A 14,257-nucleotide genomic window follows, 5' to 3' on the forward strand; every position below is an offset into this window, starting at 1 on the left:
TGCGGCCCTGAGCGACCGAATTCCTTGTGAAGAACTTCACGAACTTTCCCGCGGCGGACTCCCGTCCCCCCGGACCGGAGTGGCCGACGGCCCGGGACGTGTCCCGTTCACTACGTTTGTCCCCCATGAGCCCGCACCGCCGCGCCACGGGACTGCTGACCCACGACCCGGGACCGGAGAACCCGCCGCTGCCCCGTTGGGCGTGGTGGGCGCCGGTGGCGATGACCGTCGCGGCGCTCGCGCTCGACCTGCTCACGCCGGGCCAGTTCAACGGGGACGTGCTGCTCGGGCTCGGCGCGATGACCGCGGCCTGCGTGTACGCGCTGCCCCGGGTGGTGCTGCTCGCGGTCCTCAACAGCATCGCCGCGCTGTGGCTGCTGCTCGGGCAGCACTGGGCGGCCGAGGGGTTCCACGGGATCGTCGACTTCGTCAACCTGCTGGTGCTGCTGTGGGCGGCCGTCCCCCTGTGCCTGCTGCGGCAGCGGCTGAACCGGCGGCTGCGGGGCGCCCGGCGGGCCGCGGTGTACGCCCAGCGCGCGGTGCTCCCGCCGGTGCGGGCCTGGCTGGGCCGCACCTGGATCGCGGTGCGCTACGAGGCGGCCTCCGAGGCCGCGTCCGTCGGCGGCGACCTGTACGCGGCCGAGCGCACCCCCTACGGCGTGCGGCTGCTGGTCGGGGACGTGCGGGGCAAGGGGCCCGACGCGATTCCGGCGGTCGCCGCCCTGGTGGGCACCTTCCGCGAGGCCGCGCACCACACGCCGGCGCTGGCGGAGCTGGCCCGCCACCTCGACCAGGCCGTGACCCGGCACACCGCCGACCTGGACGCCGTGCGGGGCGGCGCGGACGGGGCGCCGAGCGAGCACTTCATCACGGCGGCCGTGGCCGAGCTGCCGCCCGAGGGCGGGGAGGTCCGCCTGCTCAGCCGCGGCCACTGCCCGGCCTTCCTGGCCGGCGAGGCCGGCGTCCACCAGTGGGAGCCGGCCGACCCCGGCCTCCCCCTCGGCCTCGGCGACCTCGACCCGGGCCCCTGGACGTACGAGTCCCGCCCCTTCGCCCCCGGCGACCTGCTCCTGATGTGCACGGACGGCCTCCTGGAGGCCCGCGACGCCGACGGCGTCTTCTACACCCCCCTCACCGCCCTCGCCGACTGCTGGCGCGAAGGCCCCCCGGCGGTGGTCGACACGCTGGCCCGCCTGGTCCACGACCACGCGGGCGGCCACCTGACGGACGACCTGGCCCTGCTGGCGGTGACGGTGTCTCCGACGGGGCCGCCGAGGACGGAGCCGACGCCGGCGCCGTGACGGCGCACAGGTCCGCGCGCACACTCGGGCCCGCGCCGCCGACTCTCCTCTTAGTACGCAGCCGGCGTGGGACTCCCCGCGGCGGGCCTCCGCCACCTCCGCATGTCCCCTCACTTCCCCGGCGCCACCGAGGGACGACAACGGCACCGTCTGCACCGAAAGGTGACACGCGTTCACGTCTGTGATCTTCACGTGATCTGCGCGGCATGAACTTGTGACAAGCGATCATCTGCCGATACGTTCACCCATCAGCGTGGCGACCGGCACCACCCGCCGCGCCGGTCCCCGTCCCCTCTGAAAGGTCGTCGCATGCTCTCCGGGAACGGTCGTCACCGTCGCCCCCGCCAGGCGCCCGCCCTGGTCGTCGCCGCCGGTGTCACCGGCTCCGCGATCGCGATCCCGCTGCTCGGCGCGACCGGCGCCCACGCGGCCGACGGGGCGGACTGGGACCGGGTCGCCGAGTGCGAGACCGGCGGCGCCTGGAGCCAGAACAGCGGCAACGGCTACTACGGCGGCCTCCAGCTGAGCCAGCAGGCGTGGGAGCAGTACGGCGGCCTCGCCTACGCCTCCAGCGCCGACCAGGCCAGCCGCTCCCAGCAGATCGCCGTGGCCGAGCGCGTACGCGCCGCCCAGGGCATCTCCGCCTGGCCGACCTGCGCCCTGCTCGCCGGCATGGGCAACGACTCGGCGTCCACCGGGAGCGGGTCGGGCGGCGACGAGCCGGACGAGAAGGAGGCCGGCGGTGACGGCGCCGCCGACAAGACGCCCGACGCGCCCGAGGCGTCCGGGTCGCCCAAGACCTCGACGAAGCCCAAGACGTCGGAGCAGCCCCGGACGCCGCAGACACCCGACGCGCCCGAGACGTCCAAGTCGCCCGGGAAGTCCGAGACGTCCGAGGCATCCGAGACGTCCACGGGCCCCGGCGGGACGACGCCGCAGCCGTCCGGCTCCCCCGACGCCACGTCGGGCAAGGGTGACGACACGGCCGAGCCGGACACGTCCCCCACCGCCCCGGCGGCCGGCGAGACGGACAACCCGGCCCGCGGCGACGGCTCTTCGAACCTCACCGGCACCGAGTCCGCCGACTCCGCCGGCTCGGGCCGGCACCGCGGCGACAGCGCCGACGAGGCCGCGCCGGAGGACCGTACGGCCGACGCGTCCGGCCGGCACGCCTCGCGCGGCGAGGACCGCGCGCGGGAGGCCGTCGACGGCTCCTACACCGTCCGGTCCGGCGACAACCTCTGGGCCATCGCCGACTCCCTTGACCTCAAGGGCGGGTGGCCCTCGCTGTACGCCGGCAACAAGGACGTCGTCGGCGCCGACCCGGACCACATCCTGCCCGGTCAGACCCTCACCGTCGGTGGCGAATCGGGCGTAAACACCCGCTAGTCGGCGCCTAGTTCACGCCCGGTTTCGAGATCATATGTCCGGTTTGGATCACGTGAGATATAGGTCTCATAAGCCGTGATCGTCTTTGAAAATCCCCCGGCGCCGTGTCTACGGTCGTGATCGCTCGTCACCGCGAGCCCCGGCTGCCGCACGCCGAATCCTGCCAGCGGCCGTCCGGGAACAGTCGTCGCGTCAAGCGCCGAAGGCAGGAGCGGGGGACCCAAGGTAAGCGCCGCGCCGGGACGTTGGAACCGGAGTGGCTAGGGGTGGAGCCGAGTCCCGTGAGGGACCCGGCCGGGCAACTCAACCGGCCCGAACCCGACAGCTCACCTCGCAGGCGTCGGTGAGGGGATCAACCATGCTGTTCAACGGCTCTGGCAAGCACCGTCGCCCGTCCAAGGCCACCCGGGTCATCGCCGTCGCCGGCGTCACCGGCGCGGCCGTCGCCGCCCCGCTGATGGCGGCCGGCAACGCCTCCGCGGCGACCACCTCCGAGTGGGACACCGTCGCCCAGTGCGAGGCCGGCGGCAACTGGTCGATCAACACCGGTAACGGGTACTTCGGCGGCCTGCAGTTCTCCGCCTCCACCTGGGCCGCCTACGGCGGTACCCAGTACGCGGCCACCGCCGACCAGGCGAGCAAGGCCCAGCAGATCGCCGTCGGCGAGAAGGTGCTCGCGGGCCAGGGCAAGGGCGCCTGGCCGGTCTGCGGCACCGGCCTGTCCGACGCCTCCCCGGCCTCCTCGGGCTCGGGTTCGTCCGACTCCGGCTCCGGCTCGTCCGACTCCGGCTCCGGCTCCTCGCAGCAGTCCTCCGGCTCCTCCTCGCAGCAGCAGTCGTCGGGCTCCACCGCCCACGAGAGCGAGCAGAAGGCCTCCCGCTCCAGCGAGCGCCCCGCCGCGAAGAAGACCGTCACCACCCCGACCGGCAAGAAGGTCAAGAAGGGCGACGGCGAGTACAAGGTCGTCAAGGGCGACACCCTCAGCAAGATCGCCGACAAGCACGAGGTCAAGGGCGGCTGGGCGAAGCTGTTCAAGCTGAACGACGACATCGTCGACCAGGCCGACCTGATCTACCCGGGCCAGCAGCTGCACCTCAAGTAAGCGGCGGCCCACCCCCTCCCCGTCCCGGTGCGTGTTCCCCCGTACGCACCGGGACGGGGTTTTTCACGCCCCGTTTCCCCGGACCCCGCTTTGTTCCACTGGGAAACAATCTAGGCTCGGTTCTGTCCACAGGGTGGGTGACCGGCTGGCCGATCGCCCTGAGCCGGTTAGGCTCGTCCCGCAGGATCACACCGAAGCGTCACATCGAAGAAGGAGATGCTCGTGCCGTCCATCGACGTCGTCGTAGCCCGGGAAATCCTGGACTCCCGAGGCAACCCCACGGTCGAGGTCGAGGTCGGCCTCGACGACGGCAGCACGGGTCGTGCCGCCGTTCCGTCCGGCGCCTCCACCGGTGCCTTCGAGGCCATCGAGCTGCGTGACGGCGACACCAACCGCTACCTCGGCAAGGGCGTCGAGAAGGCCGTCCTCGCCGTCATCGAGCAGATCGGCCCGGAGCTGGTCGGGTACGACGCCACCGAGCAGCGCCTGATCGACCAGGCCATGTTCGACCTGGACGCCACCGACAACAAGGGCTCGCTCGGCGCCAACGCCATCCTCGGCGTCTCCCTCGCCGTCGCGCACGCCGCCTCCGAGGCGTCCGACCTGCCGCTCTTCCGCTACCTGGGCGGTCCCAACGCGCACCTGCTGCCGGTGCCGATGATGAACATCCTGAACGGCGGCTCGCACGCCGACTCCAACGTGGACATCCAGGAGTTCATGATCGCCCCGATCGGCGCGGAGTCCTTCTCCGAGGCCCTGCGCTGGGGCGCCGAGGTCTACCACACGCTGAAGAAGGTCCTGAAGAACAAGGGCCTGGCCACCGGCCTCGGCGACGAGGGCGGCTTCGCCCCGAACCTCGGCTCCAACCGCGAGGCCCTCGACCTCATCCTCGAGGCGATCAAGGAGGCCGGCTACACCCCCGGCGAGCAGATCGCCCTGGCGCTCGACGTCGCCGCGTCCGAGTTCTACAAGGACGGCACCTACTCCTTCGAGGGCAAGGACCGCACCGCCGCCGAGATGACCGAGTACTACGCCGAGCTGGTCGAGGCGTACCCGCTGGTCTCCATCGAGGACCCGCTGTTCGAGGACGACTGGGACGGCTGGAAGACCCTCACCGACAAGCTCGGCGACAAGGTCCAGATCGTCGGCGACGACCTCTTCGTCACCAACCCCGAGCGCCTCGCCCGCGGCATCGAGGAGGGCGCGGCCAACGCGCTGCTGGTGAAGGTCAACCAGATCGGCTCGCTGACCGAGACGCTGGACGCCGTCGAGCTGGCCCAGCGCAACGGCTTCAAGTGCATGATGTCCCACCGCTCCGGCGAGACCGAGGACGTCACCATCGCCGACCTCGCCGTCGCCACCAACTGCGGCCAGATCAAGACCGGCGCCCCGGCCCGCTCCGAGCGCGTCGCCAAGTACAACCAGCTGCTGCGCATCGAGGAGATCCTCGACGACGCCGCGGTCTACGCCGGCCGCAGCGCCTTCCCGCGCTTCAAGGGCTGACGACCCGGCAGGTGACGCCGTAGGCGGCGTCGTCCGTACGTCCCCGCACCCGGTCCCGTACCGTGTGCGGGGACGTACGTACGAGATGGGAGGCCGGGCATGGCGGTGAAGGACCGCGACCGCTTCTCCACCGCGACCAGGATCCGGCTGCTCGGCGAGCAGACCGCGGCCCGGGTCTACCGCTCGCAGAACCGGCGGCAGGCCCGCCGCTCCCGGCTGACCGGCCGCGCGGCCCTCCTCGCGATGGTGCTCTGCTCGCTCGTCGTGGCACTCGCCTACCCGATACGGCAGTACGTGGCGCAGCGCGCCGACATCGCCGACCAGCGCCGCGAGCAGCAGGAGACCCGGCAGCGGGTGGAGGACCTGCGCGACCTCAAGGCCCGCTGGCAGGACGACGCCTACGCCGAGCAGCAGATCCGGCTGCGGCTGCACTACGTGCTGCCCGGCGAGACCGGCTACACCGTCGTCGACCCGGACGCGGCCCGCACCACCCGCACCGACCTCGGCGCTGCCGACCGGCCCTGGTACCGCAACGTCCTGGACGGCGTGGACCGGGCGGACGCCGCCGCGGCGCCCCGGCGGCACGGGTGACGGGTGTCCGGCCGCCGCCCGTGACCCCGTGACCCCTCGACCACACAGGAAGACCAGCAGAAGACGCTCATGGACACGCCCCCGCCGCCCACCCCGCGCACCGAGCCCACCGACGCGGACGTCGCCGCCTTCAAGCAGCAGCTCGGGCGCCCCCCGCGCGGGCTTCGCGCCATCGCGCACCGGTGCCCCTGCGGGCAGCCGGACGTCGTGGAGACGGCACCGCGGCTGCCGGACGGCACGCCCTTCCCGACGCTGTACTACCTGACGTGCCCGAAGGCGGCCTCCGCCATCGGCACCCTGGAGGCCAACGGCGTGATGAAGGAGATGACCGAGCGCCTCGCCGCCGACCCGGAGCTGGCCGGCGCCTACCGCGCCGCGCACGAGGACTACGTCCGACGCCGCGACGAGATCGAGGAGCTGACCGGCTTCCCCAGCGCCGGCGGCATGCCCGACCGGGTCAAGTGCCTGCACGTGCTGGTCGCCCACTCCCTCGCGGCCGGGCCCGGCGTCAACCCGCTGGGCGACGAGGCGCTCGCGATGCTGCCGGAGTGGTGGGCGAAGGGCCCCTGCGTGTCCCTGACCGAGACCTGCGAGGAGGACGCCCGATGACCAGGGTCGCCGCCGTCGACTGCGGCACGAACTCCATCCGCCTGCTGGTCGCCGACGTCGACCCGGCGACCGGCGAGCTGACCGACCTGGACCGGCGGATGACCGTCGTGCGGCTCGGCCAGGGCGTCGACCGCACCGGACGGCTCGCACCGGAGGCGCTGGAGCGGACCTTCGCGGCGTGCCGGGAGTACGCCGCGGTCATCGAGGAGCACGGCGCGAAGCGGGTGCGCTTCGTGGCGACCTCGGCCTCCCGGGACGCGGAGAACCGGGACGAGTTCGTGCGCGGGGTGGTGGAGATCCTCGGCGTCGAGCCGGTCGTCATCACCGGCGACCAGGAGGCCGCGTACTCCTTCACGGGCGCCACGAAGGAGCTGTCCGGCCACCTGGCCACGCCCTACCTCGTGGTGGACATCGGCGGCGGCTCGACGGAGTTCGTCGTCGGCGACGGCGAGGTGCGCGCCGCCCGTTCCGTGGACGTCGGCTGCGTCCGGATGACCGAGCGCCACCTGGTCCGCGACGGCGAGGTGACCGACCCGCCGACCGAGGAGCAGATCGCCGCCATACGGGACGACGTCGAGGCCGCCCTCGACCTCGCGGAGGAGACGGTCCCGCTGCGCGAGGCGCGCACGCTGGTCGGCCTGGCCGGCTCGGTCACCACGATCTCCGCGATCGCCCAGGACCTCCCCGCGTACGACTCGACCCGCATCCACCACTCCCGCGTCACCCGCGAGCGGGTCCGCGAGATCACCGACCGCCTCCTGCACTCGACCCACGCCGAACGCGCCGCGATCCCGTCCATGCACCCGGGCCGGGTCGACGTCATCGCCGCGGGCGCCCTGATCCTCCTGTCGATCATGGACCGCACCGGCGCGGAGGAGGTCCTCGTCAGCGAACACGACATCCTGGACGGCATCGCCCGGCACGCGGCGCTGGACGAGGACGCGGGCTGACCCGTGAGGCCCGGACGGGCCGGCGCCGCGGTCACAGCCAGCCGCTGGCCTCCGCGATCCGGGCCGCCTCGGCACGGGTGCGGGCCTGCGTCTTGCCGATCGCGGACGACAGGTGGTTGCGGACGGTGCCCCGGGACAGCCGGAGCACCCTGGCGATGTCGGCCACGGTGCCGCCCTCGGCGGCGGCGCGCAGCACGTCGGCCTCGCGTCCGGTCAGCGGGCTGGCGCCGGCGGCCAGGGCCTCCGCCGCGAGGGCCGGATCCACGAAGCGCAGGCCGGCGTGGACGCGGCGGATCGCGTCGACCAGCTGTTCGGGCGGGGAGTCCTTCACGACGTACCCGGCAGCGCCCGCGGACATCGCCCGCGCGAGGTAGCCGGGCCGGCTGAAGGTGGTGCAGATGACGGTGCGGCAGCCGGGCACGGCCCGCTGGAGATCGGCGGCGACGCTCAGGCCGTCCCGGCCGGGCATCTGCACGTCGAGCAGCGCGATGTCGGGCGCGGTCCGCCGCGCGGCGGCCAGCACCTCGGTGCCGGTGCCGACCTCCGCCACCACGTCGAGGTCGGCTTCGAGCCGGAGCACGGCGGCGAGAGCACCGCGGACGAGTGCCTGGTCGTCGGCGAGCAGGACGCGGATCATCGCGCGCCGGCTTCGCCGGAAGGTGCGGGGCGGAGCGCCGGGGCCGGTCCGCGGGCGAGGACCCGGAACCCGCCGCCGGGGGCGGGCCCGTGTTCGAGGGTGCCCGACACGGCGGCCAGCCGTTCGGTGAGACCGGTGAGCCCGTTCCCGGCGCACGCCCCACCGCCGGTACCGCCGTTGTCGGCGACCTCGACCCAGTCGGGTCCGACGCGGACGGTGCACCGTTCGGCGTCGGAGTGCCGCAGCACGTTGGTGACCGCCTCCCGCACGACGTAGCCGAACACCTCGCGCAGCTCGGGGCGCACGGCGTCGGTCGCGGCGGGCAGCTCGGCCCGTACCCCGGCGGCGGCCAGCGCCATGCGGGCACCGGCCAGCTCGCTGTCCAGCGACAGGGTGCGGTAGCCCGAGACGGTGGCCCGCACGTCGGTCAGCGCCGTGCGGGCCATGGTCTCCAGCTCGGTGACCTGACCGACGGCGAGGGCCACGTCCCCGGAGGACTCCAGAACGCGCCGCGTCAGCCCGAGTCTGACGGTCATCGCGGAGAGGGTGTGGCCGAGGATGTCGTGCATGTCCCGGGCGACCCGCTCCCGCTCCTGATGCACGGCCAGCCTCTTGACCTGCTCCCGCGCGGCGCGCAGATGGCCGATCGTGAAACTGAGCGCGAAGACGGTGCCGAGTGCCGCGGTCACGCCGACGAGGACGGCCACCTGCGCCCAGGCCACCTCGCCCCGGGCGAGACGCATCCAGACGATCTGCCCCAGCACCGTGACGAGACCGAGCAGCAGCGCGTGGCGCAGCGGCAGCAGCATGAGCCCGATCGCGAGGGCGAAGGTCAGATCGGTCAGGTAGGACGGCGACGCGAGGAACACGGCCGGTGCCGACCCGAGCAGGAACATCACGACCACGATGACGACGCGCCCCCGTCGCAGCGCCATCGGCCCGTACCAGGGCGCCAGCACGCAGCCGACGACGTAGCAGGCGAGGAAACCGACCGCGCACGACGTGCGCAGCGGAGGTGCGGCACCGTGCGCGATGCCCACGGCCCGCGGGATCAGGGCGAGCGAGGCGAGGCCGGTGGCCGCGGTGAGGGCCACCGGGCCCCGGCCGCGGGCCCCGGGGCGGTCCGGCGGGTTCTTCCAGAAGCTCCAGTCCGGCCACCGGCCGATGGAGAACCCGTCCGGGTCGCGTGCGTCCACGTAGCTCATGCTAAAACGTTCGGCCGTCGCCCGGTCATGCGTGACAGATGGCATGGGTCCGACCGGCGAGCGGGTGGTGCGATGAGGTCATGTTGCACGCGAAGAGGAGCCGTCCGGCGAGCCAGGAGTACGAGTTCACCGAGGACGGCCGGACGCTGACGACCATCTCGCTGCGCCGGGGCCGCGTCGGCGCGCGCTTCACCCTGCGCGGGGACGAGTACCACGTCCGCACCCACCGTTTCAGCGGCGTCTACGAACTGTTCGACGCCGGCGGGACCGTCGTCGCGAGCACGGACCGCGTGCGCCGGAGCTGGAACCTGACGTGTGCCGAGCGGGTCGTCCCGTTCCGCCGGACCGCGGCGACGGACCGCGAGTACACCATGCTCGGCCAGGACGGTGAGCCCGCCGGCACGATTCGCCGCACCGGCCACGTCCGCGCGGAGGCGACCGCCGACCTGCCGGGCCTGGACCTCGTGCTCCAGGTCTTCGCGCTCGTCGTCGTGCTGCTGCGCAGGCGGCGCAAGCGGGCGGCGGCGGCCGTCCGGTCGACCTCCGCCCTGGGCGGCTGACGCCCGCGATCCGGCGACAGCCGTCCCGTACGCCCGTCGTAGACCTGCCGAGGAGTTCGCATGACCGAGGACCAGCCCCAGGAGAACCGCGTCAACCACGCGTCCGGGACGATCGAGATCGCCGGGAAGACCGTCCACAGACTCGGCTTCGGGGCCATGCGCCTGGTCGGTCCCGGCTGCTGGGGTGAGCCGGCCGACCGCGGCGCCTCGGTGCGGCTCCTGCGGCGCGCGGTCGAGCTGGGCGTCGACTTCATCGACACGGCCAGTGTGTACGGACCGCACGTCAGTGAGGAGATCATCCGTGCGGCGCTGCACCCCTACCCGGAGCACGTGCTGATCACGACCAAGGGCGGTCAGACCCAGTCGGGTCCGGGCTCCTACGCCGTCCTCGGGCGGCCGGAGTACCTGCGGCAGGAATGTGTGCTGAGCATGCGCCGTCTGGGCGTCGATCACATCGATCTCTACCAACTGCACCAGGTCGACCCCACGGTGCCGTTCGAGGACCAGATCGGTGAGCTGAAGAGCTTGAAGGAGGAGGGGAAGATCGGCGCGATCGGCCTCAACGAGGTGACGGTGGACCAGATCACCGCCGCCCGGGAGATCGTCGAGATCGCCTCCGTCCAGAACGAGTACAGCGTCACGCAGCGCAAGCACGAGGACGTGCTCGACCACTGCACGCGCCAGGGGCTTCCGTTCGTCTCCTGGTTCCCGCTCGACGTCGGGGCCCTGGCGCGGCCGGACAGCCCGCTCAGCGGCGTCGCCGCGCAGATCGGTGCCACACCGTCCCAGGTCGCACTCGCCTGGCTGCTCGCCCGTGCCGAGAACCTGGTGCCGATCCCCGGTACGGCGTCGACGGCCCACCTGGAGGAGAACGTCGCGGCGGCCACGGTACGGCTGGACGCGGCGCGGATCACGGCGTTGAACACGCTGGCCGGTTGACCGGGCGCCGGGCACCGTCCTCCGGCGTGAACGACACCGGCAGGGTGCGCAGGCCGCGCATGATGAGGCCGCCGCGCCAGCGGAGGTCGGTCGGGGCGGCGGCGAGGCGCAGGTCGGGGAGGCGGGTGAGGAGGGTGGCGAGCGCGGTCTGGCCCTCCAGGCGGGCCAGGGGGGCGCCGAGGCAGTAGTGGATGCCGTGGCCGTAGCCGAGGTGCTGGCTGTCGCGGCGGGCGAGGTCCAGGGTGTCGGGGTCGGTGAAGCGGGCCGGGTCGCGGTCGGCGGCGGCGAGGACGACCAGGACGGGGTCGCCGGGGGCGATGTCCTGCCCGCCGATGACGAGGGGGCGGGTGGCGTAGCGCCAGGTGGCCAGCTCCACGGGGCCGTCGTAGCGCAGGAGTTCCTCCACGCCGGTCTCCAGCAGCCCGCGCTCCCCCGCGGCGAGGGAGTCCTGGAGCCGGGCGCGCTGCTCGGGGTGGGTGAGCAGGGCGTAGGTGCCGTTGCCGATGAGGTTGACGGTGGTCTCGAAGCCGGCGAAGAGCAGGATGAACGCCATCGCCGCGGCCTCGTTCTCGGTGAGGTGCTCGCCGTGGTCGGAGGCGCGGATGAGGGCGGAGATCAGGTCCTCGCCGGGGCCCGGCTCGGGCGGCAGGGCGGCGCGCTTGCGGTGGATGAGCTCGGCGAGGTAGCCGCGCATCTTCTTCACCGACCGCGCGACCCCGCCGCGCGGCCCGCCGCCGTGCCGGATCATCATGCCGGCCCAGTCCCGGAAGTCGTCCTGGTCCTCGCGGGGGACGCCGAGCAGGTCGCAGATGGCGTAGATGGGGAGCGGGAAGGCGAAGTCGTGGATGAGGTCGGCGGAGCCGGTGGCGGCGAACCGGTCGATCAGGCCGTCGGCCAGCTCCTGCACGCGGGGCGCGAACTCGGCGACCCGGCGAGGTGTGAACGCCTTGCTGACCAGGCGGCGCAGCCGGGTGTGGTCCGGCGGGTCGATGTTCAGCAGGTGGGTCATCAGCTCCGCCTGGCGCTCCCCCGGGATCCCGGTCTTGCCCTTGGCGTGCGCGGGCCCGGCGTGGTGCGCCGGGTTCTTCGACAGCCCCGGCTCGGCGAGCGCCGCCTTGGCGTCCCCGTACCGCGTCACCAGCCACGCCTCCACGCCACTGGGCAGCCGCGTCCGGTGCACGGGCGCGTGCTCGCGGAGCCAGGCGTAGGCGGGGTAGGGGTCGGCGGCGAACTCCCAGGTGAAGAGTTCGGGGGCCTGTGATTCGTCGTACGGCATGTGTCGACCCTATTGATGTGTGACGGGGCCAGGGATGAGGGTGTCGTCAAGGACGCCGAGGTGCGGGACGAGCCGAGGTGCCGCGTCCGGTTCACTGAGCGCCCAACGGGGGGTCGCAGTGTCGGTGATGATGACGTTCGCGGCCGTGTACGGCGTGCTGCAGCTCTTCGTGGTGTCGTGGCCCACGCGAACAGTGCGTCTGTCGACGGTGATGCTCGCGGTGGCCGCCGGCCTGTTCGCCTGCGGAACGGCCGCTGCGTTATTGGAGTTCGGTTACACCCGCGCCATGGCGGATGAGACCCGGTCACTCGTCCAAGTAGTGCGCACTACCGGCTACTCCATGGCGCCATGGACGGAAGAGCTGGTCAAGGCCACTCCCTTACTGCTTGCCGGATTGTCCGCGAAGGTGCGGCGGCAATGGGGCCTGACCGATTTCGTCGTGCTGGGCGCGGGCCTGGGCGCCGGATTCGGGCTGTTGGAGTCGCTGATCCGTTACTCCCTCGACGCCGACCGTTCCCTGGCACGCCCTGACGGCGGCTGGATCGTGCCGGACAGCCTCTCACCGCCCTACATCCCGGGTCCGATGCAGATCCTGACAGCCTGGCTTCCGGCACCCTCGGACTCACTCGGCCTGGGCCACTCGACACCCACGGCGACTGCGACCTTCACCCACCTGGCATGGACCGCCGTTGCCGGTCTCGGGGTCGGTCTTCTCTGCCGCTCACCCGCTTGGTTGAAGCCCTTCTCCCTGGTCCCCATGGCCATCGCGGTGACGCATCACACCCTGAACAACTATGTGGCCGTTGAGCCAAGGCGCGGAGGGCGTCGCGACGCCCTGCAGTACTTGGACGGGCACCTCTGGGCGATCAGCGTGGCCGCGTTGGGGCTCGCAATGGTGATCGACACGTGGCACGTGCACCGTGGGAAGGGAGAGCTGGCGGACACCCTCTTGGCATCCGAGCGCATAGACGGCGACGGCGTCGCCGCTCTGACACGTTACGCGGCCCTCCGCTTCCCCTGGAGTTCGCTGGTCGCGTTCCGGTTCGCCCGTCTGCGCCGATCCCTGTGCTACGCCCGCGTGGCGCAGGTGACCGACCCCGACACGGTGGAGCTGCGGCGGACTGTCGCCGGAATCGCCGCTCGGATGAACGAGACCGCCGATGAGCACGCCTGGCGAACGGTCGATTCGCGGAGTCGTCTGCGGGCCGCCTGGGCGGGCTCGCGGCGGCGTCGATGGCTGATGCTCATACCCTGCCTGCTGTCTCTTCCGTCCCTCCTCTTTCTTGGAGTCGGATCGTTCAAGTCCGGCGTCGGACTACAGGACTTCTTCGCCGCAGGAATCGGATTGCGCCTGCTGACAGGCTGCGTGGTCGCCGCGCCGGCGTGGCTCGGCTGGCAGCTGGCCGTGCTGCTCCGCACCTGGGCACCGGCCACAGCTCAGCCTCTGGGGGAGCGACTCGTGGTCCACCGCCTACGTCTCGGGTCCGCAGTCGGTACCGCCGTCAGCGGGACACTGCTGGTCCGGCGTGGACTGGACGACGCACCCCACGGACGGCCCGTCCACGTCATGCATCTCCTCGAAGCGCTCGACGGGCTCCTCGTCCACCTCGGCTTCGCCCTGATCCTCCTGTCGCTGCTCACGTTCTTCCCGCCGGCGACGGGGCTGGCGTTGGCCGGCGGAGGAGCCCTCGCGGAGACGATGACAGCGCAGGCCGCGCTCGTCACGGCCCGTCTCGGGTTCGCCGGTGTGATTCTCATGGCGGTGGGTGCCGATGGTTCGGCGGCGGAGCGGTCAGGCGGAAGGAAGACTCCCGAGGAAGAGCAACCGCGCTCGACCGACCCTGTACAGGCGGAGGAGGTCGGAGCCGCCCGGGAACGGAAAGTCGCGGAGCTCACCGGCGGCAAGATCCCGTCCGGGGCGCCCGGGAAGCCGGGACTCAAGATCACCAAACCGGGGGCGGGCACCACCGACGTGGACGTCATCGGTGCGGACGGTTCGTACATCGCGGTCGGAGGCCCGGCGAAGGCGAGGAACCTGGCCAAGTTCGGGGAGAAGTGCCACATCCTGAAGTACGCGGCGGAACAGCGGGGGGTACGGGCGCAGGTCTATCTGGAGGAGGGGACCCCGGATGCGGCGCTTGCGGTGGCCAGGAGGATTCTCGGGGACGCAAACGTACACACCTTCACGAGGTGAG

13 protein-coding genes and 1 riboswitch are annotated in these 14,257 nt (G+C 72.4%); of the genes, 10 read left to right on the forward strand and 3 right to left on the reverse strand.

The features are described 5' to 3' along the window. The first annotated feature begins 125 nt into the window (after positions 1 to 125). From ACGFZL_RS13730 to ACGFZL_RS13760, 7 genes are all read left to right on the forward strand, one after another. Positions 126 to 1,301 carry a PP2C family protein-serine/threonine phosphatase gene (locus ACGFZL_RS13730; protein WP_393691351.1) on the forward strand — a complete coding sequence of 392 codons (1,176 nt, stop codon included), beginning with the start codon at positions 126 to 128 and terminating at the stop codon, positions 1,299 to 1,301. A 309-nt stretch (positions 1,302 to 1,610) separates the two neighbouring features. Continuing rightward, positions 1,611 to 2,690, forward strand: a complete 1,080-nt coding sequence (locus ACGFZL_RS13735) for a transglycosylase family protein (RefSeq protein WP_393691353.1) — start codon at positions 1,611 to 1,613, stop codon at positions 2,688 to 2,690. Positions 2,691 to 2,877: 187 nt separating this feature from the next. Continuing rightward, positions 2,878 to 3,045, forward strand: a riboswitch (cyclic di-AMP (ydaO/yuaA leader). A gap of 3 nt (positions 3,046 to 3,048) precedes the next feature. Next, positions 3,049 to 3,792, forward strand: coding sequence for a transglycosylase family protein (locus ACGFZL_RS13740; protein ID WP_393691355.1), 744 nt, complete (start codon positions 3,049 to 3,051; stop codon positions 3,790 to 3,792). Positions 3,793 to 4,014: 222 nt separating this feature from the next. Continuing rightward, on the forward strand, positions 4,015 to 5,295 hold the full coding sequence (eno, locus tag ACGFZL_RS13745) for a phosphopyruvate hydratase (RefSeq protein WP_393691357.1): 1,281 nt from the start codon (positions 4,015 to 4,017) through the stop codon (positions 5,293 to 5,295). A gap of 99 nt (positions 5,296 to 5,394) precedes the next feature. Further along, positions 5,395 to 5,886 (forward strand): septum formation initiator family protein, encoded by a 492-nt coding sequence (locus ACGFZL_RS13750; RefSeq protein WP_355174297.1) that lies wholly within the window; start codon positions 5,395 to 5,397, stop codon positions 5,884 to 5,886. A gap of 69 nt (positions 5,887 to 5,955) precedes the next feature. Continuing rightward, positions 5,956 to 6,495 (forward strand): DUF501 domain-containing protein, encoded by a 540-nt coding sequence (locus tag ACGFZL_RS13755; protein ID WP_393691359.1) that lies wholly within the window; start codon positions 5,956 to 5,958, stop codon positions 6,493 to 6,495. Continuing rightward, positions 6,492 to 7,445: an exopolyphosphatase gene (locus ACGFZL_RS13760; protein WP_393691361.1), complete on the forward strand. Its 954-nt coding sequence runs from the start codon at positions 6,492 to 6,494 to the stop codon at positions 7,443 to 7,445. Before ACGFZL_RS13755 ends, ACGFZL_RS13760 begins: the two co-directional genes overlap by 4 nt. A gap of 31 nt (positions 7,446 to 7,476) precedes the next feature. On the opposite strand, the gene ACGFZL_RS13765 is transcribed toward ACGFZL_RS13760, so the two are convergent. Then, positions 7,477 to 8,082, reverse strand: a complete 606-nt coding sequence (locus ACGFZL_RS13765; RefSeq protein WP_393691363.1) for a response regulator — start codon at positions 8,080 to 8,082, stop codon at positions 7,477 to 7,479. Beyond that, complete coding sequence (locus ACGFZL_RS13770; protein WP_393691365.1) at positions 8,079 to 9,287, reverse strand: sensor histidine kinase; 1,209 nt, start codon at positions 9,285 to 9,287, stop codon at positions 8,079 to 8,081. Before ACGFZL_RS13770 ends, ACGFZL_RS13765 begins: the two co-directional genes overlap by 4 nt. An 80-nt stretch (positions 9,288 to 9,367) precedes the next feature. On the opposite strand from ACGFZL_RS13770, the gene ACGFZL_RS13775 reads away from it, so the two are divergent. Both ACGFZL_RS13775 and ACGFZL_RS13780 read left to right on the forward strand, forming a co-directional pair. Beyond that, entirely contained in the window at positions 9,368 to 9,847 is a 480-nt protein-coding gene (locus ACGFZL_RS13775) for a hypothetical protein (RefSeq protein ID WP_393691367.1), read from the forward strand. 60 nt (positions 9,848 to 9,907) lie between these two features. Then, positions 9,908 to 10,786, forward strand: coding sequence for an aldo/keto reductase (locus ACGFZL_RS13780; RefSeq protein ID WP_393691369.1), 879 nt, complete (start codon positions 9,908 to 9,910; stop codon positions 10,784 to 10,786). On the opposite strand, the gene ACGFZL_RS13785 is transcribed toward ACGFZL_RS13780, so the two are convergent. Next, a complete protein-coding gene (locus ACGFZL_RS13785) occupies positions 10,758 to 12,062 on the reverse strand; it encodes a cytochrome P450 (protein WP_393691371.1) in 1,305 nt (434 codons plus the stop codon). The two genes, ACGFZL_RS13780 and ACGFZL_RS13785, sit on opposite strands and share 29 nt — an antisense overlap. A 118-nt stretch (positions 12,063 to 12,180) precedes the next feature. On the opposite strand from ACGFZL_RS13785, the gene ACGFZL_RS13790 reads away from it, so the two are divergent. Next, positions 12,181 to 14,256 carry a PrsW family glutamic-type intramembrane protease gene (locus ACGFZL_RS13790; RefSeq protein ID WP_393691373.1) on the forward strand — a complete coding sequence of 692 codons (2,076 nt, stop codon included), beginning with the start codon at positions 12,181 to 12,183 and terminating at the stop codon, positions 14,254 to 14,256. Position 14,257: the final 1 nt, after the last annotated feature.

It is taken from the genome of Streptomyces sp. NPDC048182 (genome assembly GCF_043202555.1).
Lineage (GTDB): Bacteria > Actinomycetota > Actinomycetes > Streptomycetales > Streptomycetaceae > Streptomyces.

Excerpts from the sequence above, each read along its gene's own strand:
- ACGFZL_RS13740 (WP_393691355.1), top strand. The coding sequence starts at position 3,049 with ATGCTGTTCAACGGCTCTGGCAAGCACCGTCGCCCGTCCAAGGCCACC.
- ACGFZL_RS13735 (WP_393691353.1), top strand. The coding sequence starts at position 1,611 with ATGCTCTCCGGGAACGGTCGTCACCGTCGCCCCCGCCAGGCGCCCGCC.
- ACGFZL_RS13775 (WP_393691367.1), top strand. The coding sequence starts at position 9,368 with ATGTTGCACGCGAAGAGGAGCCGTCCGGCGAGCCAGGAGTACGAGTTC.
- ACGFZL_RS13785 (WP_393691371.1), bottom strand. The coding sequence starts at position 12,062 with ATGCCGTACGACGAATCACAGGCCCCCGAACTCTTCACCTGGGAGTTC.
- ACGFZL_RS13755 (WP_393691359.1), top strand. The coding sequence starts at position 5,956 with ATGGACACGCCCCCGCCGCCCACCCCGCGCACCGAGCCCACCGACGCG.
- ACGFZL_RS13750 (WP_355174297.1), top strand. The coding sequence starts at position 5,395 with ATGGCGGTGAAGGACCGCGACCGCTTCTCCACCGCGACCAGGATCCGG.
- ACGFZL_RS13765 (WP_393691363.1), bottom strand. The coding sequence starts at position 8,082 with ATGATCCGCGTCCTGCTCGCCGACGACCAGGCACTCGTCCGCGGTGCT.
- ACGFZL_RS13780 (WP_393691369.1), top strand. The coding sequence starts at position 9,908 with ATGACCGAGGACCAGCCCCAGGAGAACCGCGTCAACCACGCGTCCGGG.
- ACGFZL_RS13730 (WP_393691351.1), top strand. The coding sequence starts at position 126 with ATGAGCCCGCACCGCCGCGCCACGGGACTGCTGACCCACGACCCGGGA.
- ACGFZL_RS13760 (WP_393691361.1), top strand. The coding sequence starts at position 6,492 with ATGACCAGGGTCGCCGCCGTCGACTGCGGCACGAACTCCATCCGCCTG.
- ACGFZL_RS13770 (WP_393691365.1), bottom strand. The coding sequence starts at position 9,287 with ATGAGCTACGTGGACGCACGCGACCCGGACGGGTTCTCCATCGGCCGG.